31 protein-coding genes are annotated in these 26,359 nt (G+C 69.6%); 20 read left to right on the top strand and 11 right to left on the bottom strand.

Features of this window, described 5'->3' with window-relative positions; genetic code table 11:
• The 18 genes from ACWKZU_RS07455 to ACWKZU_RS07370 all read left to right on the top strand — a co-directional run bounded on the left by ACWKZU_RS07455 (position 1) and on the right by ACWKZU_RS07370 (position 16,500).
• Positions 1-1,107, top strand: coding sequence for an ArdC-like ssDNA-binding domain-containing protein (locus ACWKZU_RS07455; RefSeq protein ID WP_017883872.1), 1,107 nt, complete (start codon positions 1-3; stop codon positions 1,105-1,107).
• Complete coding sequence (locus ACWKZU_RS07450; RefSeq protein ID WP_029746569.1) at positions 1,107-2,012, top strand: bifunctional DNA primase/polymerase; 906 nt, start codon at positions 1,107-1,109, stop codon at positions 2,010-2,012. Before ACWKZU_RS07455 ends, ACWKZU_RS07450 begins: the two co-directional genes overlap by 1 nt.
• Positions 2,013-2,014: 2 nt before the next feature.
• Positions 2,015-2,875 (top strand): DUF2637 domain-containing protein, encoded by an 861-nt coding sequence (locus tag ACWKZU_RS07445; RefSeq protein ID WP_449281740.1) that lies wholly within the window; start codon positions 2,015-2,017, stop codon positions 2,873-2,875.
• Positions 2,848-3,324 (top strand): hypothetical protein, encoded by a 477-nt coding sequence (locus ACWKZU_RS07440; protein ID WP_449281703.1) that lies wholly within the window; start codon positions 2,848-2,850, stop codon positions 3,322-3,324. The genes ACWKZU_RS07445 and ACWKZU_RS07440 overlap by 28 nt, the downstream gene beginning before the upstream one ends.
• A 93-nt stretch (positions 3,325-3,417) precedes the next feature.
• Positions 3,418-4,296 (top strand): hypothetical protein, encoded by an 879-nt coding sequence (locus tag ACWKZU_RS07435; RefSeq protein WP_024356147.1) that lies wholly within the window; start codon positions 3,418-3,420, stop codon positions 4,294-4,296.
• Complete coding sequence (locus ACWKZU_RS07430; RefSeq protein WP_017883877.1) at positions 4,283-5,386, top strand: ParB N-terminal domain-containing protein; 1,104 nt, start codon at positions 4,283-4,285, stop codon at positions 5,384-5,386. The genes ACWKZU_RS07435 and ACWKZU_RS07430 overlap by 14 nt, the downstream gene beginning before the upstream one ends.
• Before the next feature lie 87 nt (positions 5,387-5,473).
• Positions 5,474-6,136 carry a hypothetical protein gene (locus ACWKZU_RS07425; RefSeq protein WP_024356148.1) on the top strand — a complete coding sequence of 221 codons (663 nt, stop codon included), beginning with the start codon at positions 5,474-5,476 and terminating at the stop codon, positions 6,134-6,136.
• Between the two features lie 16 nt (positions 6,137-6,152).
• Complete coding sequence (locus ACWKZU_RS07420; RefSeq protein ID WP_336992051.1) at positions 6,153-7,322, top strand: M23 family metallopeptidase; 1,170 nt, start codon at positions 6,153-6,155, stop codon at positions 7,320-7,322.
• Complete coding sequence (locus tag ACWKZU_RS07415; RefSeq protein WP_024356150.1) at positions 7,319-7,585, top strand: DUF6112 family protein; 267 nt, start codon at positions 7,319-7,321, stop codon at positions 7,583-7,585. Before ACWKZU_RS07420 ends, ACWKZU_RS07415 begins: the two co-directional genes overlap by 4 nt.
• An 83-nt stretch (positions 7,586-7,668) precedes the next feature.
• Positions 7,669-7,941 (top strand): DUF6112 family protein, encoded by a 273-nt coding sequence (locus ACWKZU_RS07410; protein WP_017883881.1) that lies wholly within the window; start codon positions 7,669-7,671, stop codon positions 7,939-7,941.
• Positions 7,942-7,958: 17 nt separating this feature from the next.
• Positions 7,959-9,281: a hypothetical protein gene (locus ACWKZU_RS07405; RefSeq protein ID WP_017883882.1), complete on the top strand. Its 1,323-nt coding sequence runs from the start codon at positions 7,959-7,961 to the stop codon at positions 9,279-9,281.
• A 3-nt stretch (positions 9,282-9,284) separates the two neighbouring features.
• Positions 9,285-10,748, top strand: a complete 1,464-nt coding sequence (locus tag ACWKZU_RS07400; protein ID WP_017883883.1) for an SCO6880 family protein — start codon at positions 9,285-9,287, stop codon at positions 10,746-10,748.
• A gap of 61 nt (positions 10,749-10,809) precedes the next feature.
• Positions 10,810-11,661: a hypothetical protein gene (locus ACWKZU_RS07395; protein WP_017883884.1), complete on the top strand. Its 852-nt coding sequence runs from the start codon at positions 10,810-10,812 to the stop codon at positions 11,659-11,661.
• Entirely contained in the window at positions 11,658-13,142 is a 1,485-nt protein-coding gene (locus ACWKZU_RS07390) for an ATP-binding protein (RefSeq protein ID WP_031289979.1), read from the top strand. Before ACWKZU_RS07395 ends, ACWKZU_RS07390 begins: the two co-directional genes overlap by 4 nt.
• 235 nt (positions 13,143-13,377) lie before the next feature.
• On the top strand, positions 13,378-13,737 hold the full coding sequence (gene cmtR, locus ACWKZU_RS07385; protein ID WP_017883886.1) for a Cd(II)/Pb(II)-sensing metalloregulatory transcriptional regulator CmtR: 360 nt from the start codon (positions 13,378-13,380) through the stop codon (positions 13,735-13,737).
• The gene (locus tag ACWKZU_RS07380; RefSeq protein WP_193743400.1) at positions 13,734-15,644 is read left to right on the top strand and encodes a heavy metal translocating P-type ATPase; all 1,911 of its coding nucleotides are present in this window, start codon (positions 13,734-13,736) and stop codon (positions 15,642-15,644) included. The genes cmtR and ACWKZU_RS07380 overlap by 4 nt, the downstream gene beginning before the upstream one ends.
• Positions 15,641-16,195 carry a signal peptidase II gene (gene lspA / locus ACWKZU_RS07375; RefSeq protein ID WP_010157045.1) on the top strand — a complete coding sequence of 185 codons (555 nt, stop codon included), beginning with the start codon at positions 15,641-15,643 and terminating at the stop codon, positions 16,193-16,195. Before ACWKZU_RS07380 ends, lspA begins: the two co-directional genes overlap by 4 nt.
• Complete coding sequence (locus ACWKZU_RS07370) at positions 16,192-16,500, top strand: hypothetical protein (protein WP_010157044.1); 309 nt, start codon at positions 16,192-16,194, stop codon at positions 16,498-16,500. The genes lspA and ACWKZU_RS07370 overlap by 4 nt, the downstream gene beginning before the upstream one ends.
• Before the next feature lie 146 nt (positions 16,501-16,646).
• Here ACWKZU_RS07370 and ACWKZU_RS07365 read toward each other — a convergent pair whose 3' ends face one another.
• Genes ACWKZU_RS07365 through trxB form a run of 5 tightly spaced genes read right to left on the bottom strand, consistent with a single transcriptional unit; the run spans position 16,647 to position 20,451 of the window.
• Positions 16,647-17,051, bottom strand: coding sequence for an arsenate reductase ArsC (locus tag ACWKZU_RS07365; protein ID WP_010157043.1), 405 nt, complete (start codon positions 17,049-17,051; stop codon positions 16,647-16,649).
• Between the two features lie 16 nt (positions 17,052-17,067).
• Entirely contained in the window at positions 17,068-18,072 is a 1,005-nt protein-coding gene (locus ACWKZU_RS07360) for a metalloregulator ArsR/SmtB family transcription factor (protein ID WP_010157041.1), read from the bottom strand.
• Entirely contained in the window at positions 18,069-19,157 is a 1,089-nt protein-coding gene (arsB, locus tag ACWKZU_RS07355) for an ACR3 family arsenite efflux transporter (protein WP_010157040.1), read from the bottom strand. Before arsB ends, ACWKZU_RS07360 begins: the two co-directional genes overlap by 4 nt.
• Complete coding sequence (gene trxA / locus ACWKZU_RS07350; protein ID WP_010157039.1) at positions 19,154-19,480, bottom strand: thioredoxin; 327 nt, start codon at positions 19,478-19,480, stop codon at positions 19,154-19,156. The genes arsB and trxA overlap by 4 nt, the downstream gene beginning before the upstream one ends.
• Positions 19,477-20,451, bottom strand: coding sequence for a thioredoxin-disulfide reductase (gene trxB / locus ACWKZU_RS07345; protein ID WP_449281702.1), 975 nt, complete (start codon positions 20,449-20,451; stop codon positions 19,477-19,479). Before trxB ends, trxA begins: the two co-directional genes overlap by 4 nt.
• Before the next feature lie 174 nt (positions 20,452-20,625).
• On the opposite strand from trxB, the gene ACWKZU_RS07340 reads away from it, so the two are divergent.
• Positions 20,626-21,642, top strand: a complete 1,017-nt coding sequence (locus tag ACWKZU_RS07340; protein WP_017883889.1) for a DinB/UmuC family translesion DNA polymerase — start codon at positions 20,626-20,628, stop codon at positions 21,640-21,642.
• Between the two features lie 39 nt (positions 21,643-21,681).
• On the opposite strand, the gene ACWKZU_RS07335 is transcribed toward ACWKZU_RS07340, so the two are convergent.
• The 5 genes from ACWKZU_RS07335 to ACWKZU_RS07315 all read right to left on the bottom strand — a co-directional run bounded on the left by ACWKZU_RS07335 (position 21,682) and on the right by ACWKZU_RS07315 (position 24,772).
• A complete protein-coding gene (locus ACWKZU_RS07335; RefSeq protein ID WP_024356160.1) occupies positions 21,682-22,041 on the bottom strand; it encodes a TFIIB-type zinc ribbon-containing protein in 360 nt (119 codons plus the stop codon).
• Between the two features lie 82 nt (positions 22,042-22,123).
• A complete protein-coding gene (locus ACWKZU_RS07330) occupies positions 22,124-22,738 on the bottom strand; it encodes a vitamin K epoxide reductase family protein (RefSeq protein ID WP_017883891.1) in 615 nt (204 codons plus the stop codon).
• 101 nt (positions 22,739-22,839) lie between these two features.
• Positions 22,840-23,220, bottom strand: coding sequence for a cupredoxin domain-containing protein (locus tag ACWKZU_RS07325; protein WP_017883892.1), 381 nt, complete (start codon positions 23,218-23,220; stop codon positions 22,840-22,842).
• Positions 23,221-23,302: 82 nt separating this feature from the next.
• Entirely contained in the window at positions 23,303-24,361 is a 1,059-nt protein-coding gene (locus ACWKZU_RS07320) for a CPBP family intramembrane glutamic endopeptidase (protein WP_024356162.1), read from the bottom strand.
• A 21-nt stretch (positions 24,362-24,382) separates the two neighbouring features.
• Positions 24,383-24,772, bottom strand: coding sequence for a hypothetical protein (locus tag ACWKZU_RS07315; protein ID WP_024356163.1), 390 nt, complete (start codon positions 24,770-24,772; stop codon positions 24,383-24,385).
• 147 nt (positions 24,773-24,919) lie between these two features.
• On the opposite strand from ACWKZU_RS07315, the gene ACWKZU_RS07310 reads away from it, so the two are divergent.
• Entirely contained in the window at positions 24,920-25,528 is a 609-nt protein-coding gene (locus ACWKZU_RS07310) for a DUF5134 domain-containing protein (RefSeq protein ID WP_017883894.1), read from the top strand.
• Positions 25,529-25,536: 8 nt separating this feature from the next.
• Here the strand turns inward: ACWKZU_RS07310 and ACWKZU_RS07305 are convergent, their stop codons facing one another.
• The gene (locus ACWKZU_RS07305; RefSeq protein WP_017883895.1) at positions 25,537-26,352 is read right to left on the bottom strand and encodes a CPBP family intramembrane glutamic endopeptidase; all 816 of its coding nucleotides are present in this window, start codon (positions 26,350-26,352) and stop codon (positions 25,537-25,539) included.
• Positions 26,353-26,359: the final 7 nt, after the last annotated feature.

Below are 26,359 nucleotides of genomic sequence, written 5' to 3'. Positions count from 1 at the left end.
ATGGCTGCGAGGAGAACCCCCGAAGAGGCGCGCGCCGCGCGGGAGGCGAAGCTCGACGAGGTGCGCGAGCAGCTGAACGCGCAGGTCGAGAAGCTGGTCACCGGTGAAGACTGGAAGCAGGCGCTGACGTTTGCGGCGAAGTTCCGGTCCCGCAGCGTGAACAACTCGTGGCTGATCTTCGCCCAGCATCAGGCCGCCTGGGAAGCCGGCCGGGTGCCCGAGCCGATGCCGACGTACGTGGCCGGGTTCCGGCAGTGGGAGCAGCTCGGCCGCCAGGTTCAGAAGGGGCAGAAGGGGTACGCGATTCTCGCGCCGGTGACCGGGAAGTTCGCGTCGAAGACTCCTGCTGGTCCGATGTCGTGGCGCAAGCTCGCCCCGAAAGAGCAGCCGAAGCCGGGCGAGGTCGTCAGGTCGCGGATGATCGGCGCGAAAGTCGCCTACGTCTTCGACATCTCTCAAACCAGCGGCCCGGATGTGCCGCTCCCGCCTTCGCCGCAGCTTCTCGAAGGCGAGGCCCCGGCGGGGCTTCGTGATGGGCTGATCCGGCAGGTTGCCGAGGCTGGGTTCCAGTTCTTGCCGGTGCCGCACGAGGGCATGATCCACGGCGCGAACGGCAGCACGAACTTCGACACTCGGCAGGTGGCGGTGCGGACGAATATGGACGATGCCGCCCAGGTGAAGACCCTCGTGCACGAGCTCGCGCACGTGAAGATGCACGGCCCCGACCAGGAGGAAGCCCGCCAGCATCGCGGGATCGGCGAAGTCGAAGCCGAGTCCGTCGCGCTCATGGTCGGGGCCGCGCACGGGATGGACACGACCGCCTTCACGATCCCGTATGTGTCGGGGTGGGCGATGGCCGCCGACGGGAAGAACCCGATCCAGGTGGTGCAGGCGACCGCGGAGCGGGTGCGGAAGGTCGCCGTCGAGATCCTGGATCGGCTCGACACCGAACAGCTTGGCGACGGCACCCCGCCGGGCCTCACCCGCGAGGGTCCCGAAGTCTCGGCGGCGAAGCAGGTCGAGCGTAAGCCGTCGGCCCGCTCGTCCGCGCGGAAGCCAGCTGCGGCACGGTCGGCGCGTTCCTCGTCGCTGGTGCGGGGGCTGTGATGGACGTCGAACAGCTCCTCGCGCCGGTCGCCCGCATGAGTCTCGCGGACGCCGCCCGCCACTATGTTTCGCTGGGGGTGCCGGTGTTTCCTTGTGTGCCGGGTGAGAAGCGGCCGCTCGTCGCGCATGGTTTCAAGGATGCCAGCACCGATCCCGCGCAGGTTGAGGCGTGGTGGCGGCGGTGGCCGGATGCGAACATCGGCATCCCGACCGGCCCCATCTCGGGGATCGAGGTTGTCGATGTCGATGTGAAGGGCGACCCGCCGCGCGGTCCCGCCTCTTGGCAGCAGGCCACCGAGGCGGGCCTGCTCGATGGGTGGGCGGTGCAGGTCGTCACCCCGTCGGGCGGGTTGCACGCCTATTATCCGGCAGCCGCCATCGAGCAGCGGTCGTGGGCGTCGGGGGCGGCGCAGCTCGATTTCCGAGGCACCGCTGGTTACATCGTCGCCCCGCCGTCGAGAACGATCATCGACGGCGAGACGGTCGCGTATCAGCTCCTCGACCTCGCCACTGGCGACGTGCATCCCGTCGACGCGGGCGCGCTGCGGGAGTTTCTGGACCCGAGGCCCGTGCGGTCGTCGTGGGAGGCGCGCCCGTTCCGCGGCACTGTGGAGGAGCGGGCGAAGCGGATCGCGGCATGGCTGGAAGGGCAAGGCGAAGGCGAACGGAACCAGGGCCTGTTCTGGGCGTCGTGCCGCCTCGCGGAGAACGGCGCCACATTGGCGGAAGCGTTTCAGGCGCTCGGGCCGGTTGCGGAAGGGATTGGCTTGCCGCCGCGGGAGATCGAGCGCACGATCCGCTCCGCCTACCGCACTCCGAACACCACCCCGGCAGCACCCGCACCTGCCACGGCGCGCCCGGTTGCGCAGCGTGCCCCAGTTGATCGAGGGCGGGTGCTCGCATGAACATGAGGAGGGAGCGCCGGGGTGGCTGGCTCGCCGTGGTGACGGCGGTGGCGGGGACGGTGTTGATCGCGTGCGGGGCGTTCTGGCTTTCCTTCATTGCGCTGGCCGATCTCGCCCGCCGCTCCGGGATCGAGGAGGGGCAGGCGTGGGCGTGGCCGCTGATCGTGGACGGCGTCATCGTCGTTGCGACCGTCGCCGTCGTCGCGCTCGCCGGCACCCGCACCGCCTGGTACCCCTGGATGCTGCTCATCGCTGGAGCTGGGTTGTCGGTGACGGCGAACTCGATCCACGCGATCGTCGCCGCCGATGCGGATGTGCCTGCGGTGCTCGCGGCGTCGGTTGCGGCAGTGCCACCGCTGGTGCTGCTCGCGATCACGCACCTCACCGTGATCCTCACCCGCCACCAACCCAAACCGGCCCCTGAGACGGCTGCTGAGGAAGCCGCGGAACTGCACGTCGAGGCCGCGGAGCGGCCGGGCGGGCCGGTGCCGGTGGCGTCGCTGGAACCGGCGCTCCGAGCGCCGGTGCTCGCTGCGGTGCTGGCGCCCGATGCGGAGCCCGGCGCCGAAGCGGGTGATCCGCCGATGCCAGAGCAGGGGCGGGATGGGTGGTCGCGGCGTGAGGTGGCGGAGGTGCTGCGGGCGGGCGGCTGGTCGAACAAGAAGATCGCCCGCTACCTCGACGTGCACCCCTCGACCGTCGGCCGCTGGCTCCCGCAACCCAGCCCCACGCCGGAAGCCGAGCCCGGCACCGAACAGCCAGTCATCGCTACGCCAACGACCGATGCAGCAGCCGCGACGGCTGCAGATGACCCCAGAGACGAGGAGGACCCGTCATGTACCACGAACACGGCCCCGAAGTAGCGGAGGCGGCGCGGTCGCGTCTGCATCCCGCGCTCGCTGCGGCGATGAACGCCGAACGAACCTCGCCGGGCGGGCCTGAGCAGGTGGAGGCGGAGCGGTCGATGCTCGCCGTACACCGCGACCCCTCCCTGACCGGGAGCGACCGCGCCGAGCGCGACACGGTAGAAGCCGAGCCGGATGCTGAGGCGAAGCGGCGGACGCAGATTCGGTGGGTGCGGCCGACCGAGCTGGCGATGCAGGGCGGCGCCCGCGCGACCAGGTGGGGGCTCGATCTGCGGGCCGAGCTCGCCCAGCGCCTCCGCGACGCCCGCGCCGACCGCAAGCAGGACCGCGCCGAACAGCGTGCGGTCCGGAGTGAGCGGGCATCGCGATTGCCCGATCTGTCGATCCGGGGCCGCAGACGCCAGACACGACCGGAGCCCGCGCGTTCGGGGATGGGGCTGAGGTGATCCGCCATGCACGAGTCAGCAGCCCGGTTCGCGCAGGACCTTCCCGGCCCCAGGCACGCGGGGCGCACCTGCCATGTAGGAGGTGCCGTCATCATGAACCAGACCCGCACGAAGAGCACCCCTGCCGCACGTCCCGAACGGGATGCGCGGTGGGGGTTCGAGCATTCCGAAGGGCTCCGCGCCCTGCTGATCCGCCTGCACGAGGAAGGCCGATGGGCGTGGCGGCACGACCCCGAAGTCGCAGCCCTCATGCGGCACGCGGCCGACAAGTACGCCGCGCTCGCGCGCCGGCACGGCCTCGACCCGTGGGAAGCGGCCGCCGCGGCGTTCGACGCGATGCGCACCGGCGCCGTGAGGCGCGCCGACGACCCCTGGGCCGTCATCACCCGCGCAGTGAAAGTGACCTGCATCGCCGAGGAACGCGCGAACGGGCTGCTGTGCTCCGTGCATCAGGCGCGGCGACCGAAGTTCTCCACCCACCACGACGCAGAGCGCTTCTCGGACCGGGAGAACCCGCTGACCGACTACCACCACAGCCTCACAATCCCCGCCCCCGACCTCATCGAGGAACCCGAGCACGACGAGACCCCCGCCCGGGTGGGGCAGGCCGTCGAAGACGCGGTCGCGCTGTTCCATCTGCTCGGCTGGCCGGTCGAGGCTGCACGGGGCGGGATCGAGTACATCATCACCCGGCTCGCAGAATCAGCGTCGCGGGCTTCCGCGTTCGAGTCGCTGCGCCGCGACTACCACGCCCGCGCCCTCCTCGACATCCCCGCCGCCTCGTGGCTTGCGATGCTGCGGGTGGCGCTGGGGACGCCGGACCCGAACCAGGCGCACACCAGCGCCGCACGCGGCATCCTGCACCGCCTGGTCACCGGCGAACCCCTCCGCGCGCTCCTCGCCGACGACCGGGTGCTGTCGGAGGTGGTGCTGTCCACCCCAGACGGAGGTGGCTGCCATGGCTGCCAGTAGCCCGGGGCATATCGAGCTGGAACGCTCCCTCGACTCCATCACCGTCGGGAAGCGCCACCGCACCGACCTCGGCGACATTCCGGCGCTCGCCGAGTCCATCCGTGCAGAGGGCCTGTTGCAGCCGATCACCGTCACCCCGGACGGGGTGCTCGTCTGCGGGCGCCGCCGCCTCGAAGCGCTGCGCCTGCTCGGGCAGCGCTCCACGAACGTGTGGGTGCGGTCGAACCTCTCCGGCCGCCTCTCCCAGCTCCTCGCGGAACAGAACGACAACTCGCTGCACAAACCCCTCTCCCTGATCGAAGCCGAATCCCTCTACCGGGAGCTGAAGGTCGTGCTCGCCGAAGACGCCGCCCGCCGGCAGGCCGCAACACGGTTCGGAGCCGACGGCGAGAATCCGCAGGATTCTGCGGAAGTCCACGGTGCCGTCGAATCGACGGCACCGCGCTCCGCCGGGGAAGCCCGGGTGCAGGCCGCCCGCATGGTCACCGGGCACGGATCGCAGACGATGCTCGAACAAATCGGCAGATTGAAGGATCTCGCAAACGACGACACCCGACCCGAGCACATCCGCGCCCAGGCCGTCGAGGAGCTGGCGCGGATCGAGGCCGGCGGGAAAGTGCACGGCGCGCACCTGCGCATGAACACCGCCCTCTCCCTGCACGAGCTCGACCGGATCGCCGTCAACCCCGCCCAGCCGGACCCCGTGCGCATGCAGGCCGCCGCCTCTGCCGAGCAAGTGCGTGCCGCAGCCGCCAGGGAGGCACGGACGGCGGAGCTCGCGCAGCTCGCCGCTGCGGCGATCGCCCGCATCACCTCCACGGGTCGCAAGAAGGGCAAGAAGCCGGTACGGCCGGTGGAGCGTCCGAAGCTGACGCTCGTGGTGCTGCCGCCGCGCGCGTTCGTCGCGCTCTGGGCCGACATGGACGGCTGGACCCAGAAATACGACCCGGGCACCCTCGCCGCGGAACTGACCGGGGCGGAGTGGGAGCGCGCCGAAGCCGTGCTCGCCGAGACCATCGCGTTCTTCGCCCTCATCCGCGCCGCCCGCGAAAACGCTGCGGCGGGCAGCACGGAGGTGCAGGCCGTCTAAACCTGCCTGCCGGCGGCTACGAGCCGCCGGCTGTGCGTGTGCACCTTCCGGGTACCGAACTCGCCCGTTCGCCGGAAGGAAGCCCGTATGCGTCAGACCACCGAGCCGGAGCAGGCGTCGCGGCGCCTGCGCATCGCCCTCATCGGCGGCGGCATCGTCCTCGCCCTGCTCGTCGGCGCCGGCATCTATGGCCTGCTGCGCGGCCCCGCCCCCGAATCATCACCCGGCCCCCGCGTCTCGGCGTCCGAGACGCCTGGTGCTGACCGGGATCTCTCGCCGCGCGAGCTCCCGGCCGTCTCAGACGCGGAACGGTTTGCGCGGGACGTAGCCGAGGGGCTGTTCGCGTGGGATACCGGCCTCGGCTACAGCCCGCACGAGTACATGCAGGCGATCATCGATGTCGCGGACCCGGACGAAGCACCAGGCCTCGCCGCAGACCTCCGCGCCTACCTCCCAGACGATGCCGCCTGGGCCGAACTGCGGAACTACTCGACCCGGCAATGGCTCACCATCGACACGATCACCTTTCCCGAGAGCTGGGCGGGCATCGCCGCCGACGCCCGCCCCGGCACGCTCCTGCCGGGTGCGACCGCGTACACAGTCACCGGCACCCGGCACCGGACCGGCGTCTGGGAAGGGCAGGGCGTTACCGATGCGCGCCCGGTGTCGTTCACGATCTTCGCCGCCTGCCCGGACGACGAGGACTGCCGGCTGCTGCGGCTCTCCGCTCTCGACACCCCGCTCCGATAGCGAGGACGGCTCGGTGATGGTGAAGAAGCTGCTCGTCCTGTTCTTGGTGCTGTTCTGCGTCGGACCGTCGACCGCGCTGGTCGGCATGGGAGCGTTCATGGGCCCGTTAGGGTTCTGCCTCACGGATTCCCTGACGGTCGGCCCGATCCCGGACAAGCTCGCCGCGACCACTGCCGATGGCACCTCGGTTACGCTCGAGAAGCGGCAGCTCACCCACGCGGCGACGATCATCACCACCGGGGCGAGCATCCCCGGCGTCGGCCAGGCGGGTGTGCGCATCGCGCTCATGGCGGCGCTCACCGAGTCCCGGCTGCGGATGCTCGCCAACACCGGCGCCTACCCCGAATCCGGGAACTACCCGAACGACGGCGACGCCTCCGATCACGACAGCCTGGGGTTGTTCCAGATGCGGCCGGCCGCGGGCTGGGGTACGGTCGCTGAGCTTATGAACCCGACCTATCAGGCGAAGGCGTTCTACGGTGGTGAGCAGGGCCCGAACTTCCCCTCGCCGCGGGGCCTGCTCGACATTCCCGGCTGGCAGCAGATGGACCCAGGCTCCGCCGCGCAAGCCGTCGAAGTGTCGGCGTTCCCGGATCGGTACCGGAACTGGCAGCCCGTCGCCGAAGCGATCCTCACCGCCCTCACCAAGCCCGCCCCCAGCGGCGGCGGGAACCGTGGCGGGGCGGTGCCGGAGACCAGCCGCGTCGTGTTCCCGCTTCCCGAGGGCTCGTACACGAACACGGATAGCTTCGGCTGGCGCACCGACCCCTTCACCGGCGAGCGGCAGTTTCACTCCGGCTCCGACCTCGCCGCCGCCGACGGCACCCCGATCTACGCGGTCGCCGACGGCCGCGTGACCGTCGCGGAGTTCAGCTCCGGATGGGGCGGCCTCATCGTCATCGAACACACCGTCCAAGGCGCCCGGGTCGCGTCCTCTTACGCGCACATGTGGCAGGACGGCATCTACGTCACCAGCGGGGAGACCGTCGCGGCCGGGCAGCACATCGGCGATGTCGGCTCCTCCGGCCGCTCGACCGGCCCGCACCTGCACGTCGAGATCCGCCCCGGCGGGCAGGCCCAGCCCCCGGTGAACGCAGTCGAGTGGCTGGCGCAGCACGGCGCGGTCCCGAGTGACGGCACGACGGGCGCGCCCGGGTGTCGCGCGAACCTTGGAGGTGCCCGGTGAACGTGTTTCCCGACTTCGGCGCCGTCGGCGCATCCGGGGAGTTCGCGTCGGTGATCGGCGCGCTCCTCACCTACGTCCTCATCGGCGCCGTGCTCACCCTCCTCGTCTCTGCAACCATCTGGGCCATCGCCTCCCACACCGGGAACCCCTACACGGCGCAGAAAGCCCGCGTCGGCGTGTTCGTCGCCCTCGGCACCGCAGCCCTCGCCGGCGCCGGCATCGCCTGGGCGAACTTTCTCCTCACCATCGGCGACCGCATCTAAGGGCTCGGCCACCGGGCCTGCTGAGTGCACCTGCTTGTCGGACGGATCGCGTCCGCTTCACCGACCGGCAGGAGTGCCCAACCATGATCGATATCGACCCGAACAGCAACGGGCTTCCGGGGATCGCGCAACTGCGCGACATCGTCGGCGCGGTGATGACCGTCGGCCTCATCCTCAGCGTGCTGGCGCTCATCGTGTCCGCGATCGTCTGGGGCTTCGGCGCGAATAGCAGCAACCCGCACCTCGCGTCGAGGGGAAAGACGGGCGTGCTCGTGTCGTGCGGTGCGGCGGTGCTCGCTGGTGCGGCCGTCACGCTCATCAACTTCTTCTGGACCGTCGGCCAGGCCGTCAACTAGCCGGGTGGTGGTTCAGGGTGAGTATCTGCGACATCCCCGGCGTCTCCACCGTCTGCACCGCGATCGGCGAGGGCCCCGCCGGCCTCTTCTTCGGGTGGATCGCCTCCGCGATGGGGCTCGCCGTGTCCACCCTGTTCCAGGGCATGTGGGACGTGTTCTCCACCACCACCTCGGTCGACGTCACCAGCGACGGATACGTGAAGGTCTACAACATCCTGTTCGGCATCGCCGTGTTCGTGACGCTCCTGTTCTTCTGCTTCCAGCTCATCACCGGCCTCGCCCGCCGCGACCCGTCCGCACTCACCCGCGCCGCGCTCGGGGTCGCGAAATCGGTGCTCGGCTCGTTCGTGCTCATCACCTGCACCGCCCTGCTGCTCGAAATCACCGATCAGCTCTGCGTCGGCATCATCCAGGCCACCGGGCAGACGATCGAGAGCATGGACGACCGGCTCGCGCTCCTCATCACCGCGGTCACCATCACCTCGGTTGCTGGGGGTGCGGGGGCGCTGCTGACGATCTTTCTCGCGGGCCTCATGATCGCCGCGATCTTCATCCTCTGGTTCAGCCTCCTCATCCGGAAGGCCTTGCTGCTGGTCGCGATCGTGTTCGGCCCGGTCGCGCTCGCCGGCCTCACCTGGGAAGCGTCCCGCGGCTGGTTCGGGAAGTGGGCGACGTTCGTGGTCGCGCTGATCGCGTCGAAGCTCGTGATCGTGGTGATCTTCCTCATCGCCACCACCCAGGTCGCCGCACCCATCAGCCTCGACCTGAAATCCCTGTCCGAACCCATCGCCGGGATCGTGCTGCTGTTCGTCGCCGCGTTCGCCCCGTACCTGGCGTACAAGTTCCTGAGCTTCGTGGGCTTCGACATGTATCAGGCGTCCTCGATGGAGCAGGAGGCGAAGAACGCCCTCAACCGGCCCGTCCCGCTCCCGTCGAAGCCGAACGGCCCCGCCCCGAAGCAAGTGCTCAACGGCGCAGACACCGGCAAGGGCGCCGGAACGCCGAAGCCCACACCCACCCCAGCACCAGCGGCGGCGCCTGCCGCGGCCGGCACCGCAGCCCCGGCTGCCACCGGAGGCACGGCCGCACCGGCCGCCCCGGCTGCGGCTGCTGCGCCGCCGGTCGCGGCGGCCGTCGCCGCAGGAGTCGTCGTGAAAGAGACCGCGACCGCGGGCCCGAAGATCGGCGAGGCCATCGGTGACGCAGCGGACGGGCACGCGGGTAGTGCGTCCGAGCCGGCGGCTCCGCCGCCTGGGCCGCCGGTGCAGCAGCCGCCCGCGGTGCTCCCGCCGCCCTCGCCGCCAAGGACCGATCCGCCCGCCCCGACCGGGAAGCAGTAACCCATGAGCGCGAACACCTCCGAAGCGTCGCTCGAGCTGCGTCCGGTGCAGTTCTCTCGCCTCACCAAGCGCGGCCTGCTCCTCGGCCTCTCCCTGCCACAGCTTCTCGTCCTCGCGACCGCGCTCGGCATCATCGTCACCGGCCTCTACACGGGCGGCGGACAGGGCCTTGCCTGGTCGTCGCCGGCGTGGGCATCCCTGGTGGTGATCGCGTGGGTGCCCGTCGGCGGGCGGAAGCTGATCGAGTGGGCGCCGATCGTCACCCGCTGGCTCCTCCGCACCCGCGCGAAGCAAACCCAGTATCGGCGCAGGGTGGTGAAGCCGCGCCCGGCGGGCACGCTCGCGCTCCCCGGCGACCTCGCCGCGCTCCGGGAATGGGTGGACCCCGAGACGGGGGCGGCGATGATCCACGACCCGCACGCCCAGACCCTCACCGTCGTGTGCGGGGTGGCGCATCCCGCGTTCGTGCTTCTCGACCCCGGCGAGCAGCAGCGCCGTGTCACCGGCTGGGGTCGCGTCCTTGCGGCCGCGTGCCGGTCCGGGAGGATCGCCCGCATCCAGGTGCAAGAGCGCACCCTGCCCGATTCCGGGTCGGGGCTGACCGAGTGGTGGCGCGAACACGGCCACGACGACGGCTCCTGGGCGGCGAACACCTACCGGGAGCTCATCGAACGGGCGGGCCCCGCCGGGGAACGCCACGCCACCACCGTGTCGCTCTCCCTTGACATGCGAGCCGCTACCCGGCAGATCCGTTCCGCGGGCGGCGGCATGAAGGGAGCGGCGGTGGTGCTCGGGCAGGAGATGCAGTCGTTCCAGACCGCGCTGCGCTCCGCCGAGCTGCAGATGACGGGATGGCTCACCCCGGGTGATGTCGCCCTGATCCTCCGCACCGCCTATGACCCCGCCGCCGGCCCCGCCTTGGAACGTCACGGCGCGCTCGGCCGGGAGCTCGCGACCGCGGGCCCGGTTGCGGTGAACGAGGCCTGGGACCGGCTGCGCTCCGACAGCGCGCACCACGCGGTGCTGTGGATCAGCGAATGGCCGAGGGCGCAGACCTTCCCCGGGTTCCTCGCCCCGCTCGTGCTGACCGGCGGGGTGCTGCGCTCCTTGTCGCTGCACTATCTGCCGGTGCGGGCGGATCAGGCCGCCAGGGATTTGCGGCGGAAGAAGACCGAGATGGTCGCCGACGCCGCCCAGCGCCGGAAGATCGGCCAGGTCGAAGACACCCAGGCCACCGCCGAATACGGCGACGTGCTGCAACAAGAATCTGAGCTGACCGCGGGGCACGGGGTGCTCCGCGTCGTCGGCCTCGTCTCCGTCTCCGCACCCACCAATGGGGAACTGGATGCCGCGGTATCGCAGATCGAGCAGGCCGCGATCCAGGCGTCCTGCGAAACCCGCCGCCTGGTCGGCCAGCAGGCGCAGGCCTTCACCGCGGCCGCGCTCCCGCTCTGCCGCCCCATCTGAACCAGCGGCGAACCTTCGCGCACCTGGCATACGAATCATCTTCACGATTGGAGCATCGGACATGCTGACCTTCACCGATCCCGTCGCTGACGCGGAGGAAGCCTATGAGGCGATGCGGGCGCTCGCGCACGCCAGCCGCACCTTCGAGCAGCCGGAGGACATGTACGGGGTGCTCGGCGATCTCCTCGGCAGCGTCCGATCCCTCGAACAAGTCCTCACCCAGATCGCCACCGCCCACGAGAGCTCGCGCGACCGCGCCGCCGACGACGCCGGAGACCGCGCCACGGGCGTCCGCGATGCACTCACGACCGCCGGGGAGCTGCGGCAGGCGGCGGCGCTCATCGGTGAGGCGGAACGACGCCTCGATGCGGCATCCGCGGCGGCGGGCCGGATCGCCTGGCACCCCGCCGCAGAAATGCCGGAAGTCGGGCATCTGATCAACGTGGTCTTCCTGCAAGGCGGCGAAGCCGACCGGCTCCTCGACCTCATCGACCAGGGCGGCGCCGATGCCGTGATCCAGGAACTCGCGGGCTACGACTACGGTGACGAGACCGTGGATGCCGCGCTCGAGAACGGGTACGTCTACGACACGCCGCCGCAAGGCCTCCTCGACTGCACTGCCCAGTTGGACGCCTACACGCTGGTCTACAACCAGGATCACCGGCACCTCGCCCTCTACCGGCACATGGACGTCCTCCCGTCCCCGGTGCTGCTCGGCCTCGAAGACCCCCGCCACGCCGCCACCACTACCGAATCGCCGTCGTCTGCGATCGCCGCCCCGTCTGGGGTGCGGGCGGGGCCGATCCTCGCGCGCGAGGCCGCGCGGGAGCAGTCGCGGCGAGACCGCCTCGGCACCCCGGCCATCCGCCGCGAGCAGCCCGGCAGGCAGACGGGGCGGGGGCTCGGCCGATGAGCGACGACACCGATCCGGGACGTCTGCATACCTCGGTGCTCGTCGGGCCCGAAGGAGAGCTCCGCCGGCACCGGAAAGCCCGCGCCCAGGCCGCCGCCCGCATCCACGCCGAAGCCCGCGCCGAAACTGTGGCGAAGTTGCGGGCGGAGGCGGCAGCAGCACGCGAAGCCCGCCGTGCCACTCGCTACCTGCCTCGTGCCGGAGAGGAGGGACCGGCGGCGTTGTGCACGCCGGGCCGGTTCCGGCTCCCGCGCCACCAGGACACCTCGGCCACGCTGTCGGGGCATTACCCGTTCCTCGCCGAAGGCGGGCTCGGCTCCGCCGGCACCTTCATCGGACAAGACCTCTACTCCGGCGGATCTTTCGTGTACGACCCGTGGGAGCTGTACCGGCAAGGCGTCATCACCGCCCCGAACCTGATCCTCGCCGGGATCGTCGGAAGCGGGAAGTCGTCGCTTGCGAAAGCGCTCTACACGAGGGCGCTCCCGTTCGGGCGGCGCGTCTACGTTCCCGGCGACCCGAAAGGCGAGCACACCCCCGTCGCCCGCGCCGTCGGGGGCCGCGCGATCGTCCTCGGCCCCTCGCTCCCGACCCGTTTGAACCCGCTCGATGAGGGATACCGGGCCGCGGGCATCCCGGACGCCGACTGGGCTACACAGGTCGCAGCCCGCCGCCGGGATCTCATCGGCGCCCTCGCGGAGACCGTGCTCGACCGGCGGCTCTCTCCGGTCGAGCACACCGCGATCGATATCGCTCTCGCAGACGCCGTCAGATCAGCGGAGGTGCCGATCCTACCGATGGTCGTCGACCGCATCCTCTCGCCCTCATCGGCGGACGATCCCGACGGCCGGCTCGCAGAAGACGGGCGGATGCTCGGGCACGCGCTCCGACGGCTGGTCGCCGGGGATCTCAGCGGCTTGTTCGATGGGCCGTCGACGGAGAAGTTCGACCCGACGCTGCCGATGCTCTCCCTCGACCTGTCCCGCGTCTCGGAGAACAGCGCCCTGCTCGCCGTGCTCATGACCTGCTCTGCGGCGTGGATGGAATCAGCGCTCCAAGACCCGTCCGGCGGTCAGCGCTTCGTCGTCTACGACGAAGCCTGGCGCCTCATGTCCTACCCAAGCTTGCTTGCCCGCATGGATGCGCAATGGCGGCTCGCCCGCCACTACGGCATCAGCAACCTGCTCATCTTCCACAAGCTCACCGACTTGGAGAACGTCGGCGACCAAGGCTCCAGAATGCGCGCCCTCGCATCGTCGCTGCTCGCGAACGCCGAAACGAGGATCGTGTACCGGCAAGAGAGCGATCAGCTCGGCGTCACCGCACAAACCCTCGGACTCACCGGAACCGAACGCTCACTTCTCCCTGGGCTCGGCATCGGGCAGGGCCTCTGGAAGATCAAAGACCGCAGCTTCGTCGTGCAAGCGCAGTTACACCCCGCCGAACTGGAACTCTTCGACACCCGCGCCCGAATGCTCTAAAAAACCTAGATGTTCCGGTGAATATTGACGGTTTTGGCGGGAACTTCCGCCCGTGCCGTCGTTTTGGTGTGGGTGCGGGTGGATGTTCGAGGAACTGCCTCCTCTGCGACTGTACCGCGCCCGCCGGTGCGGGTGTCGTGAGGGCTCCGCGGGGGCGGGAGTGCCGCTGCTGGGTCGCGGGTGCATGGTTCGCCATCATCGACAATAGTTCAGTGCTTGCTGTATAGTTCAGTGCATGCTGACTATTGCTTCGCGTCTCGACGTCATGAACCGGCTGGGCCGGGCCATGGCGGACCCGACGCGCTCCCGGATCCTGATGACCCTGCTGGACGGCCCGAGCTACCCGGCCGTGCTCTCGCGCGAGTTGGAGCTGACGCGCTCCAACGTGTCGAACCATCTGACCTGTCTTCGCGACTGCGGGATCGTAGTCGCCGAGCCCGAGGGTCGGCAGACGCGCTACGAGATCGCCGACCCGCACCTCGCGGCGGCGCTCACGGCGCTGGTGGACGTGACGCTGGCCGTGGACGAGCACGCGCCGTGCATGGACGCCGAGTGCACGGTGCCGGGCTGCTGTGGGACGGGAGCGGGCGCGTGAGCGCGGCGTGCGGCTGCGACGAGCCGGAGACCCGGGTCGGCGAGGAGGCCGAGGAGGAGCGGGAGCGTCCGTGGTGGCGTGACCGCGGGATCATGGTCCCGGTGCTCTCCGGCGTAGCGTTCGGTACGGGCCTGGTCCTGGAATGGACGGGTGCGGAGATCCCGGCGCTGGTGGCGTTCTGGATCGGCCTGCTGCTGGGTGCGTCGACGTTCACGCCCGGCGCGATCCGCAAGCTGTTCACGGGCAAGCTGGGCATCGGGCTGCTGATGACGATCAGCGCGGTCGGCGCGGTCATCCTCGGCTACGTCGAGGAGGCCGCGGCGCTGGCGTTCCTGTACTCCATCGCCGAAGCGCTGGAGGACAAGGCCATGGACCGCGCCCGCGGCGGGCTGCGGGCGCTGCTCAAGCTGGTCCCGGAGACCGCGACCATCCGGCAGGACGGCGCGCCCGTGGAGGTCGCCGCGAAGGATCTGGCCGTTGGTCAGCTGATGCTCGTGCGTCCGGGTGAGCGGATCGCGACCGACGGGATCGTCCGGACGGGCCGGTCGAGCCTGGACACCTCGGCGATCACCGGGGAGTCGATCCCGGTGGAGGTCGAGCCCGGCGACGCGGTGTCGGCCGGGGCGATCAACACCGCCGGTGCCCTGGAGGTCGAGACGACCGCAGCGGGCACCGACAACTCGCTGACCACGATCGTGGAGCTGGTGGAGCAGGCGCAGGCCGAGAAGGGCGACCGCGCCCGCCTGGCCGACCGCATCGCCCGCCCGCTCGTGCCCGGCGTGCTGATCCTCGCCGCCCTCGTCGCGGTCATCGGCTCGCTGCTGGGCGACCCGGAGCTGTGGATCACCCGCGCCCTCGTGGTGCTCGTCGCCGCGTCGCCGTGCGCGCTGGCGATCTCCGTCCCGCTGACCGTCGTCGCCGCGATCGGCTCAGCGAGCAGGTTCGGCGTGATCATCAAGTCCGGTGCCGTGTTCGAACGGTTCGGCGTGATCCGCCACGTCGCCGTCGACAAGACCGGCACCCTCACCCGCAACGAGCCCGCCGTCACCGCCATCCTCACCGCCGACGGCGTGACCGAGGCGCAGGCCCTGGCCTGGGCGGCATCCCTGGAGCAGCACAGCACCCACCCGCTGGCCGCCGCGATCACCGCCGCCTCGCCCGGAGCCCCCGCCGCCCTGGACGTGACCGAGCAGGCCGGGCACGGCATCGAGGGCACCCTCGACGGGGCCCGAGTCACCGTCGGCAGCCCTCGATGGCTGGACGCCGGGACGCTCAAGGACCAGGTGGCGGGCCTGGAGGAGCAGGGCATGACCGTCGTGATCGTGCACCGCGACGGCGTCCCGGTCGCCGCGATCGGGGTCCGCGACGAGCTGCGACCCGAAGTCCCCGAGGTGGTCCGCACCCTCGCCGCCCAGGGCGTCGGGATGACCATGCTCACCGGCGACAACGCCCGCACCGCCCGGGCGCTGGCCGCGCAGGCCGGGATCGAGGATGTGCGCGCCGAGCTGCGCCCGGAGGACAAGGCCGCCGCGATCGGCGAGCTGGGCAGGCACGGCTCGGTCGCGATGATCGGCGACGGCATCAACGACGCCCCCGCCCTCGCCGCCGCGGACATCGGCATCGCGATGGGCGCGACCGGCTCCGACGCCGCGATCGAGTCCGCCGACGTCGCCTTCACCGGCCACGACCTGCGGCTCCTCCCGCGGGCGTTCGACCACGCCCGTCGCGGACGGCGCATTATCAATCAGAACATCATCCTGTCGCTGCTGATCATCACCGCCCTGCTGCCGCTGGCCCTGTTCGGCGTGCTGGGGCTGGCCGCGGTGGTGCTGGTGCACGAGATCGCCGAGGTGATCGTGATCCTCAACGGGCTGCGCGCCGCGCGCACCAGGAAGTCGATCGCGTGACCGCGCAGGGCACCGTCGTCGCCGAGGGGACGAGCCCGCCCTCCCCGAAAGGTCGGAGGGCACTCGGCGTCGCCCTCGCGGTCGCCGTGCTCGCCGTGGCCCTCGATCAGGGGTCGAAGGCCCTCGCTGTGGCGCAGTTGACTTCTGGCGAGCGGGTTCCGCTGGTCGGCGACCTGTTCGGCCTGTCCCTGGTCTACAACCCCGGAGCCGCGTTCTCGCTCGGCTCCGGGTCCACCTGGATCTTCACCCTCGTCGGCCTCCTCGCCGCCATCGCGGTAGTTGTGTTCGCTGTGCGGCTGCGTGGCGCGCGGTGGGGTGCCGCGTTGGGCCTGGTCCTCGGCGGCGCGGTCGGCAACCTCGTCGACCGGCTCCTGAACCCGCCCTCCTTCGGACAGGGGCAGGTCACGGACTTCCTCGCCTACGGCGACCTGTTCGTCGGGAACGTCGCCGATGTCTTCGTCGTCGCCGGTGTCGGCCTGCTCTGCCTGATCCTTCTCCCGCCAGGCCCGGACCGGGCGTCGAACGACGCGCGATTCGAGGATGCCGCATGAAGGTCGAGCTGCTGCACATTGTCGGTTGCCCGAACACGGACGTGGCCGAAGCCAACGCGCGCGCAGCACTGGACGCTCTTGGATTCAGGGCCGTGCCTGTCGAGCTGGTCACGATCCGGACCGAGGCCGAGGCGGTAAGCACCCGGTTCGGAGGCTCGCCCACGATCCTCGTCGACGGCGTCGACCTGTTCCCGACAGCACCGGTCCGCTCGCTCGCGTGCCGCGTCTATGCGACGAGGAACGGGTTCGCCGGAGCGCCTACGCAGGAGCAGATCGAAGCAGCGCTGCGAGGCGCGTCCCGGTAGAGCAAGAACGGGCTGTAGCGCGATCGATGGCGCACGCCTCACGGCACATCGGTGTTCGCCGCAGGGACCAGGAAACCCGGAAACACAGCGGAGAGGCAGGGCCATTGGCCGCTGCCCCTCCCGTGCTCGCAGTCCCTCGCAGTCCCTCAGACGAGCAGTTCCGCCAGCAGCGTTTCGACGCGACCTTTGATCTCGTCCCGGATCGGGCGCACGGCATCGATGCCCTGTCCGGCCGGGTCGTCGAGCTTCCAGTCCTCGTAGCGCTTGCCGGGGAAGAACGGGCACGCGTCGCCGCAGCCCATGGTGATCACCACGTCGGAGTCCTGCACCGCTTCGGTGGTGAGCACTTTCGGCTGTTCGGCGGTGATGTCGATGCCGACTTCGCGCATCGCCTCGACGGCGACGGAGTTGATCTGGTCGGCGGGTATGGATCCGGCGGAGCGGACCTCGACGCGGTCGCCTGCGAGCTCGCGGAGCCAGCCGGCGGCCATCTGGGAGCGCCCGGCGTTGTGGACGCAGACGAAGAGGACGGAAGGCTTCTGGTCAGTCATTGTTGTTCGCTTTCGTTCAGTCGGTGAGCGTGGCGAGGAGCTCGCGGACGCGGCCCTCGATATCGTGGCGGATCGCGTCGACCCCGTCCGGGGAAGCGAGAGCCGGGTCGCCCACGGCCCAGTCCTCGTAGCGGACGCCGGGGATGATCGGGCAGACGTCGCCGCAGCCCATGGTGACCACCACGTCGGCCGCGCGCACGGCGTCGTCGGTGAGCGGCTTCGGGAACGCCGTCTCGGCTTCCTGCTCGCCCTCGATCTCCGTGAGCAGGGAGCGCACGTGCGGGTGCATGTCCGAGGCAGGGGCGGAGCCTGCTGAGCGGGCGATCACGGCACCGCCTGCGAGCTGGTTGACGATCGCGGCGGCGAGCTGGGAGCGGCCCGCGTTCTGCACGCACACAAACAGCACCTGCGGCACCCCGGCCGAGCGGTCCCTGGCCAGGTCGGCGAGGCGCTGCCGGGCGAACCGTTCGGTCAGCGGGATCATGTGCGCCGTCAGCTTCGCTGAACGCACCAGGCCGGCGTAGGACTCGCGCACGATCGCGATCACGAGGTCCCGGTTCAGCCCGGTGAGCTCGTCCGCGAGCTCTTCGGCGAGGCGGGTCACGCGGGCGTCCATCTGCTGCAGGGCCTCGGCCCGTGCTGCGGCGTCTTCGGGTTCGTCGGTGACGGCCGCGGCGGGAGCGAACGCGTCGAGGAGGGACGCGACGGCGCGCTGCTTGCCCGGCGCGATGCGGTACCAGACCCAGGTGCCGCGCCGCTCGGAGGCCAGCATCCCGGTCTCCTTGAGCACCTTCAGGTGGTGCGAGACCGTCGGCTGGGAGACCTCTGCCAGCTCGGCGAGGTCGCACACGCAGGACTCGCCGCGCGGGTCGGCCGCGATCGCGGAGAGCATCCGCAGCCGCAGCGGGTCCGCCAGCGCCTTCAGAGCACTGGCGACCGTGCTCGCCGCCTCCGCGCCGATTGCGTGGGTCGTCGACGGCGAGCATGCCTCGGCGTCGGGGATGGTGGCAGCGTCGGTCATGACGTCCTCGATTCAGCGGTATACGGATCCGTGCGGAACCAGGCTCTGGCGGCCCAGAGGGAGACGTAGACGAGGCCGACGAGCACAGGGACCTCGATGAGCGGACCCACGACGCCGGCCAGCGCCTGGCCGGAGGCGGCCCCGAAGGTCCCGATGGCGACGGCGATCGCGAGCTCGAAGTTGTTGCCCGCCGCGGTGAACGCCAGCGTCGTCGACCGCGCGTAGCCGAGGCCGATGCCCTTGCCGAGCAGCAGCCCCGCGAACCACATCAGGCCGAAGTAGACCAGCAGCGGCAGCGCGATGCGCGCCACGTCGAGAGGCTTCGCCAGCACCGCGTTGCCCTGCAGTGCGAACAGCAGCACGATCGTGAACAGCAGCCCGTAGAGCGCCCACGGCCCGATCCTCGGGAGGAACTTCTCTTCGTACCAGTCGCGCCCCTTGCGCTTCTCGCCGATGAAGCGGGACGCGAAGCCCGCGATGAGCGGGATCCCGAGGAACACGAGCACGTTCAGCGCGATCTGCCAGACCGAGATCTCCAGTCCCTGTGCGTCCAGGCCCAGCCAGCCCGGCAGCACAGTCAGGTAGAACCAGCCCAGCACCGAGAACATCACGACCTGGAAGACCGAGTTGATCGCGACGAGCACCGCGGTCGCCTCGCGGTCGCCGCAGGCGAGGTCGTTCCAGATCACGACCATAGCGATGCATCGGGCGAGGCCGACGATGATTAGCCCGGTCCGGTACTCGGGCAGGTCCGGCAGGAAGATCCACGCGAGCGCGAACATCACCGCGGGCCCGACGAGCCAGTTCAGCACGAGCGAGGAGACCAGGAGCTTCTTGTCACCCGTGACGGCTGCGACCTTGTCGTAGCGGACCTTCGCGAGCACGGGGTACATCATCACCAGCAGGCCCAGCCCGATCGGGACCGAGATCCCGCCGACCTCCATCGCAGACAGCGCGTCGGAGAGCGCCGGCACGAACCGGCCGAGCACGAGGCCGGCGACCATCGCGAGGCCGATCCAGAGCGGCAGCCACTTGTCGAGGGTGGAGAGCCGTTTCGGGGTGGTGCGGGTCAGGGCGTCGGTCATGCGAGCAGCTCCTCGAGCTTCGCGACGTAGACGGGTTTCGGGTGCGCGCCGATCAGCACGTCGACACGTTCCCCGTTCCGGTAGAAGCCGAGGGTCGGGATCGAGGTCACGCCGGCCGCGGTCACGGTCTCGGGGTTCTGGTCGGCGTCGATCTTCACGATCTTCACCCGGCCCTCGTACTCGCCGGCGAGCTGGTCCAGGATCGGGGCGATCGCCCTGCACGGGCCGCACCAGGTCGCCCAGATGTCGACCACGACGGGCAGCTCGGACTCGAGCACCTCGGCCTGGAAGGTGGCGTCGGTGACGGGGGTGACGGTGCTCATACGGAGACCTCCAGAACAGGCTCGGAAACGGTGGCGGGTGCGAGGTGCGACAGGTAGTGCTGGGCGTCCTGCGCGGCCGCGCAGCCGGTGCCCGCGGCGGTGATCGCCTGCCGATACGTGTGGTCGACGAGATCCCCGGCCGCGAACACCCCGGCCAGATTCGTCCGCGTCGACGGGCGCGCGACCCGCACGTACCCGTCCGCGTCGGTGTCGACCTGCCCAGTCACGAGCTCGGAGCGCGGGTCGTGCCCGATCGCGACGAACACCCCCGTCGCGTCGAGCCTCCGCTCGGCCCCGGTGATCGTGTCGCGCAGCGTGAGCCCGGTGACCTGCTCGTCGCCGAGGATCGCGGCGACCTCGCTGTTCCAGGCGACCTCGATCTTCGGATCGTCCAGCACGCGCTGTGCCATGATTCTCGACGCTCGGAACTCGTCCCGGCGGTGCACGACGGTGACTTTCGATGCGAACCGGGTGAGGAACAGCGCCTCCTCCATCGCGGAATCCCCGCCACCGATCACGGCGATCTCCTTGTCGCGGAAGAAGAACCCGTCGCAGGTCGCGCACCAGGACACTCCGTGCCCCGACAGGCGCTCTTCCTCGGGGAGGCCGAGCTTGCGGTACGCGGAACCCATCGTCAGGATCACCGCCCGCGCCCGGTACGTCATCCCGGCACCCGTCTCGAGGGTCTTCACGTCGCCGTCGAGCTCGAGGCGAATCGCGTCGTCGTAGACGATCCGAGCGCCGAACCGCTCAGCCTGCGCCCGCATCGACTCCATCAGCTCCGGCCCCTGCACGCCATCGACGAAGCCGGGGAAGTTCTCCACCTCGGTCGTCGTCATCAGCGCACCGCCCGCGGTGACCGAGCCCGCGATCACGTTCGGCGCAAGACCCGCGCGGGCCGCGTAGACCGCCGCGGTGTATCCGGCGGGACCGGACCCGACGATGACCAGTTCGACTTCTTGATTCGACATACTTCTATATTGACATCTATCGAATCAGTTCGCGAGCCCATGCCGGCTTTGTCACCGGATGTTCACCTACCGTGCTCAGGCAGGGCTGCCAACGCCCTTCGCGCGTGACCTCCGCATCATCGACGAACAGTGCATGAAAAGTGCACTCTTCAACAATCGGACCTACCAGTAGAGGTGCTCGAGCGCTTCACGCACGAGCTCGACGTGTATTCGATCGACGAGGCGTTCGCCGCGGTGGATCGTCGGACTTCGGCCGATCCCGAGGCCATGTCGGTGCTCGGGCGCACAATCAGAGACGAGGTGCGCCGGCTCGTCGGCGTGCCCGTCTGCGTCGGGATCGCGCCGACCCGCACCCTCGCGAAGCTCGCGAACCGCGCGGCCAAGAAGATCCCGGTCTTCGAAGGGGTGTGCGTGTGGCCGGCGACGCGGGAGGCGTGGCGCGAGCAGCTGATGCGCCGACTGCCGGTCTCGGAGGTCTGGGGGATCGCGCGGCGCCTCGAGCGGCGGCTCGCAGGGTACGGCATCACCTCCGTGTGGGATCTCGCCACCGCGGATCCTGCGCAGATCCGACGCTGCTTTTCCGTGGTCGTCATGCGTACCGCGCTCGAGCTGCGCGGGGTCGCGTGCATCGGCCCGGAGGAGGATCGCACGGGGAAGAAAGACGAGCTGATCGTGTCGCGTTCCTTCTCAGAGAAGGTGTCCACGATTGAGGGGATGCGGCAGGCGCTCTCGATCTATGCGCAGCAGGCCGCGGCGCGCCTGGTGAAGCACCGGCAGGTGGCGAAGTCGGTGCAGGCGTTCGCCGGCACGAGTCACTGGCACGAGCAGCAGCACTATCCGGCTGTCCGGGTGCCGCTCCCCTATCCGACGGCCGATCCGGTCATGCTGACGCGAGCGGCACATCTGCTGCTCCCGCAGATTCAGGAGGGAACGCGGTATGCGCGGGCCGGGCTCCTGCTTACGGATCTGCACGCGGCTGAGGCGCACCAGGCCCTCGAGTTGTTCAGGCACGTCCACGAGGATGCGAGTATCGCGACGCTCGTGGACGCGGTGCAGAAGAAGGCCGGCCGAGAGGTGCTCGGGCTCGGCTATGGCGGTCTCCGGCCCGGCCCGGCCTGGCAGATGAAGCGTGGACTGCTGACGCCCAGGGCGACAACTCATTGGGACGAGCTCATGATCGTCCGGGCGTAGGGCCGACTACCGTCTGCAGCTACGACTGTGCTGAAGCTCTCAGGAGTCGAAGATGTCTCCGAGGAACTCGAAGGGACTCTTCTTTTTGCGGTAGCGGGGGTCGCGTTGGCGATCGTCGGAGTAGCCGCCGCGTCGGTCACCGTGGTGGCCTTCTCGTCGGCGGTCGTCGTGATGACTGTCGCGACGTCGATCGTCGTACCGGGGTGCCTCGTAGTCGTCATAGCGGGGTTCTGCATACTGCGAGCCTGGCGCCGCGTCGCTTTCGGCCTGCATACGCTCGAGGATCTTGTCTAGCTCGCCCCGGTCGAGCCAGATGCCCCGGCACTGCGGGCAGTAGTCGACTTCGACTCCCTGTCGCTCGCTCATCAACAGGGTGGTTCCATCGCTGGGGCAGTTCATGATGTCAGCGTAAAGCAGCCGGGTCGCTCCCTGGCTGTGAAGTTGACTGCCGCAGCCTGGGAGTTCGTCGCGCGTTGCCGAGTCAGAGTCGGAACTCCAAGAGCCAGTCGACGGCGAGCTGCGCGACGGTGGCGACAATGACGAAGTGGAGGAGGATCGCGACCCATGCCCAGGACGCGAATCCTTTGAGCGCGCGCATGGCGGAGTCGCCCGGGAGGAGGAGGCCGTCGGCGCCGGCTTTCGCGACGGTGACCCACCAGAGCGGGATCATGGCCGTCCAGACGACCATGCACCAGGGGCAGAGGGTGCCGAGAGAGTAGAAGCTCTGGTACTGCAGCCAGGTGATGAAGACGATGCCTCCGAGGAGGCCGAGGCAGTAGAGCCGCCAGAACCATTGGGCGAAGTGTGCTCCGGCGAGGATCGCGGCCCCGACGAGGATCGGCGCGGTGAAGGCGGTGACGCCGATGATGGTGTTGGAGAACCCGAAGAGGGAACCCTGCCAGGAGTCCATGTTCGGCCCGCAGGTGACGAGCTTCGAGATGTTGCAGTTGGGCGCGTGGGTGGGTTCCTGCAGGGTCTTGATGTACTCGGTGAGCAGTTCGAAGGAGGCGAACCAGCCGACGATGCCGGCCACGATCGAGAACCAGGCGAAGCCGATGCGTCGTCGGCGTAGCGGTGTCTCAGCGCTCGTGGTCATGGTTCGAATCTACACAAGGGGAGGCTGAACGGATGACGGCTGCTCGATACGAATGCAGCGGCCGGGCAGAGGCGCTCTGCATGCGGGATCCTGGGCACGGGTCAGTCGGCCGTCACGTTGACGACGCCTTTCATCTCCGCGTGAATGGAACAGTCGTATTCGTAGCTGCCGGCCTGGTCGAAGACATGGGTGAAGCTGCCCTGTCGCATGAGATCGCTCACGAAGCTCGCATCCTGGGCGACGACATCGTGCTCGTTCTGTCCCTCGAACACCCAGCGCACCGCTTCGCCCTCGGCAACCTCGACCTCGGCTATGTCGTAGGCGTTGTCGTAGGCCCGTACCGTGACGGCGGGGGCGGCGTCCTCGGCAGAGGGGGTGACCTCGGGCTTCGTGGCGGCACAGGCGGCGAGTCCTCCGAGCAGGCCGACTGTTAGGACGGCTCCGAGGGCGTGCACGAGGATGCGGCGAGTGTCGGCGTCCATGGTGTCTCTCTTACTCTCGATTTCTGGGTTAGTGTGGGCGTGCGACGCGGGACTGCTCTCCCGGTGTCGACTCGGCGGCGCTCTACCGGGTTCCCCGCTCCTTCGGCGCGGAGGTGTGCTGGATGAGGTCGATGCGCTGCCGGCCGTACCCGCCCCGTGTGAAGACGCGCAGCGTGAGCCAGGCGAAGAGCGCAAGACCGGCGATCTGGCCGATCAGTCCGGCGGCGCTGCCGTCGCCTGTGGTCTGCGCGGTTTCCCCGGTGAGGCCCGACGCCATGATGCCGAAAGCGACGTAGTTGTTGACGACGTGGATCGCGATCGCTGCCTCGAGGCCGCCGGTGCGCCAGGTGAGCCAGGCGGATACTGCGCCAAGCAACCCGACGGCGAGGAGTCCCCAGATGTCGTAGATGTGGAGGGACGCGAAGCCGATCGAGGGGATCAGGATCGCGAACCAGGGGTTTCTGAGCCAGGCTCCCAGCACCTGCATGAAGAGTCCCCGGAAGACGATCTCTTCGGCAGTGGATTGCAGCGGCACCAGGAGCAGCACGAGCAGCATCGATAGCAGCGCGGCGCGTGCATCGAAGGCAGTCTCGTTCGCAGCCGCTGCAGGGTCGGTGGCGGGCTCGAGGAGCACGCCTGCGGCGATACCGACGAGGTTCATCACGGCGATCGCGAGCACGGAGATGACGAACAGTCGCCCGAGCAGCCCCCAGCGCATGCGGGCCGCGACTGACCAGATCAGGCCGATGGGCCGCATGCCGAGGACGAGCATCGCGAGCAGCACCGCCGGGAGCATGATGATGATCGACACCATGCTCACGAGTACCGAGACGGGCCGTTGGGTGTCGAGCGCCGCGGCAGTGCCGGCGGCGACCTGCGCCGGATAGTCGGGATCCGTGAGCAGGAGCACTGGGATGACGGCCACGGTGACTACCACGGTGAGGATGCCGAAGAAGGCCCCTGACAGCAGGAGCAGGGCGAGCGGTTTCCACCATCGGTAGGCGGAGGTGCCGCGCAGCAGGCTGTGGTAGTCGAGCGGTTCGGTCTCCATGATGCGCAGCTGCGGCGGCGTGCCCCGTGCCCAGCCCCAGGACGGCGACACTGCAGACGGCGCGTGGGGCTCGGACTCGGGGCTGGACATGCGGGGAACTGCGGTTGCGGCTCAGGCGGGGGCGTTCGTCGGCTGCTGCGCGCGGTAGCGGCGGGCGCGGACGAAGGAGGCGATGCCGACGGCGAGGAATACGAGGAGCACGACGAAGGTGACGGTGCTCGCGATCACGGCGTTCGGTCGCTCGGCGGTGCCGGCGAAGAGTTCCCCGATCTTCATCACGTTCATCGCGGTGCCGGCGATTCCGAGGAGGGCGATCGCGAGGGCGGCGTGGATCGCGTGGCGGCGGGCTTTCGGCGCGCGTGAGATGACGGCTGCGACGAGGATGAGCACGCCGAGTGCGGAGGGGATGAGTGCGGTCATGCTGCTCGCGTCGGACGCGAAGTAGGCGACGACGCCGGTGGCGGTGAGGATGCCGCCGACGGCGAAGGTGAGTCCGGTCATGGTCAGTATTCCTTTCGCAGACGCCGCAGGGGTTCTGGGCCGCGCCGGGCGCCCGGGATGTCTCCTCCCCTCCCCCGGGTTCGGGGAACCTCGAGGGATGCGGGCCTTGGCCCGTACTCTACATGATGTAGATGTAAGCTCGTGGGTATGCTGGCTTCCCCGTGGAATCTGATTCTCACCGTCGTCTTCGCGTTCACCGGGGTGTACTGCCTCGTGCGCCTCATCGCGCACCGGCCCCCTCCCGGCGCGCGGCGCGGCCCGGTGCTCGAGTCGATGGCGATCCATCTCATGCACCTGGTGATGAGCGCCGGGATGATCGCGATGTGCTGGATGATGTCGATTCCGGCGGCGTCGAACTGGGCGCAGATCGTGGTCTTCACCGTACTTGCGCTCGCCCTAGTGCCGGGGCTCTGGAAGGCGCCGTTGCCGGCCCGCCGCGTCGATCTCGCCGGGCATATCTGGCTCGCTGGCGCGATGGTGTGGATGATCGCGGCGATGCCGCTGCTCATGGCGGACATGGGCGGCGGGGAGCACGGTGGCGGCCACGGAGAGGCCGCTGATGAGGCGATGATGTTGGCGATGACCACCCCGGTGTGGGTGGACGTCGTCAACGTGGTGTTTGTGGCTGGAAGCGCAGCGATCGCACTGTGGTGGGCCTTCCGCGCGGCGACGGTTCGCGGGGATCGGTTGCACGCGCTCTGCCACTGCCTGATGGCGGCGGGGATGACGGCGATGCTGCTGCTCATGAACGGGTAGTCGGCCTGCTATGGCGCGACTTGGAAGAGAGTGGGCCAGAGCAGCAGCGCGAGCGGGTAGCCGACGAAGCTGACGATGTTGAGCAGCCAGTGCGCGACGATGAGCGGCAACGACCTCCCCCAGCGGTGGTAGACCCAGCCGAAGAGGAGCCCCATGACCACGTTGCCGATGAATGCGCCGATGCCCTGGTAGAGGTGGTAGCTGCCGCGCAGCAGTGCGCTTGAGACGATGGTGGAGATCGGGCCGACCCCGAGGCGTCGCATACGGTCGAAGAAGTAGGCGACGACGATGAGTTCCTCGCCGAGAGCTGCACGCAGGGCGGAGAGGATCAGCACGGGCACCGTCCACCAGTAGGCGTCGAGGGCGGTCGGTACGACGTTCGCGTTGATCCCGATGATGCGCGAGAAGAGGTAGAACGCGAGCCCCGGGATCCCGATCGCAGCCGCGAGCACGACACCCCAGCCGGTGTCTGCCAGCCACCACCGGCCGCCCCTGCCGGGGAGCCGTCCGAGGCCGAGGTTTCCCAGGTGCGGGGCCGCTGTGCGCCAGAGCAGATACGCCACGAGCGCGACGGGTGCGAGTTCCCCCACGAAGCCGAGCAGCTGGTAGGCGAGGTCGAAGAGGGGCTGCTCGGCCAGCGGCCGGTTGATGGTGGCGGTCTGGGAGGCGAGCGCGGTCTCCTGGCTGAGGCGGCGCAGGATCGTGATGATCGACTGCACGCCCGCGTAGCCGAAAGACAGTGCGAGCACGATCGCGAGCTCCCAGCGCAGTCGACGCTTCGAGATCGGGGCAACGTCGAAGCGCGCGTATTGGGGTGGTCGCACCTTTGAG

The organism is Leucobacter sp. (assembly GCF_053528595.1).
This window is presented reverse-complemented; position numbering and strand designations above follow the sequence as displayed.